2 protein-coding genes are annotated in these 1,534 nt (G+C 66.2%); one reads left to right on the top strand and one right to left on the bottom strand.

Features of this window, described 5'->3' with window-relative positions; all coding sequences use genetic code 11:
* The coding region (locus NA10_RS37885; RefSeq protein ID WP_169812708.1) for a hypothetical protein at nucleotides 1-284 on the top strand (284 nt) is incomplete at its 5' end.
* A 289-nt stretch (nucleotides 285-573) separates the two neighbouring features.
* Here the strand turns inward: NA10_RS37885 and NA10_RS35050 are convergent.
* Nucleotides 574-1,074, bottom strand: a complete 501-nt coding sequence (locus NA10_RS35050; RefSeq protein WP_245678241.1) for a hypothetical protein — start codon at nucleotides 1,072-1,074, stop codon at nucleotides 574-576.
* Between the last annotated feature and the right edge of the window lie 460 nt (nucleotides 1,075-1,534).

Raw genomic sequence — 1,534 nt, 5'->3', positions numbered from 1 at the left:
CCGCCCGCCGCTTCCGCTGGCTCGCCCGCGCCCTCGTGCTGCGCGGCGTCCTGGCCGCACTGGCGGTGGCGGTGGCCCTGGCCGCCATCGACCGAACCGCCCACATGCCACAGCTTTTCGTGCTCCCCGCAGCCTGGCTGATCGGCAGCGTGGTGCTGGCGCGCTACTTCTACACCCGCGCCCGCACCCCGATCCGCTGCGGCCCCCTGATCGATGCCGGCACCGTGGTGATCCACACCCATCCGGCCTTCGCCGCAGCCGCCGACGAGTTATCCACGGCCTGATCGCGGCGCTATCGGCCCGATCCCGCTGTCCCGCAGGATGGCGGTTGCCCCGCGGGCGATATCGGCGTTCCCCCAGGTGATATCGGCTGTCCCGCGAGCGATATCAGCTGTCCCGCCAGCGGTATTGGCTGTCCCGCGAGCAGTGTCGGCTGCCTCGCGGGCAGTATCAGCTGTCCCGCAAGCGATATCAGCTGTTCCGTGAGCAGTGTCGGTTGCCTCGCGGGCGATATCGGCTGTCTTGCGGGCGATATCGGCTTCCCGCAGACGATGCGGCTCAACCGCCGTGTGCTCAGCCGAGGGTGAACGTCGCGCGACCCGCGAGGTGCTCCAGATCCACATTCTGCGGATAGACCTCGGAGTACGTGTCGATCCACGCCTCCACCTTCCCGGCCCCGGGCCCCATGCCCATACCGGTGATCACGTTGTCCGGCAGGCCGACCACCGCGGTACCCTCCACGCGCTGCGACTGCCCGCTGGTCAGGCCGGTATCGACATTCTTCCAATGCACGGTGACGTAGTAGGCCCCGCAGGACTCCCCGGTCTGAGTGATCTTCACCCGAACACCGAACGCCCCGGACTGCGGCTGCGCCACGGTCTCGGCATTGATGATCGCGGCGCAATTGCCCCCCGGAACCCGAGTGAGCGTCGGGCTGAATTGGGCGACCGGATCACCGGAGTTGGCACCGGCACCCCCGGCGAGCCCACTCCACGCGGCCACCATCGCCGCCACGACCACCCCGGTACGGAACGTGAACTGTTGCAGGGAAACCTTTTTCAGTGTCATACCCATATGTCGTCCCACCCCCGAACCGCGTTATACCCTCCCACGCCCTCAATTCCATGGGCTGGCCCGCACCCGGGAAGCATGACATTACGGCCCCGCGGCGGAAATGAAAGCCGACGCCCACGTCCGCCCGACCAGCCCGGGTGCATGCTGTTGCGAGAAGGCGGTGCCGTCAGCTCGGCGGAGCATCGCTTTCGAGTGGACCGATGCGAAGAACCTCCGTATCCGCCGTGCAGGTCTTTCTGGAACTAGGACATTTGCGGACCTATTTTGTTCCTATCGTTGTTCTCATCAGCGAATCGATGGAGGAAGTATGTTGACCAGCAACGCTACCGAGCATGTGCCCGCCGGGTATGCGACCGTGACCCCGTGGATCAGCGGGCCGGATACCGGTGCGCTGATGGACTTTCTGACGGAGGCGTTCGGGGCGCAGGAGTTGGCTCGAATTGTCAACGCGGACGGGAGC

This window comes from Nocardia acidivorans NBRC 108247 (assembly GCF_001625085.1).
Lineage (GTDB): Bacteria > Actinomycetota > Actinomycetes > Mycobacteriales > Mycobacteriaceae > Nocardia > Nocardia acidivorans.
This window is presented reverse-complemented; position numbering and strand designations above follow the sequence as displayed.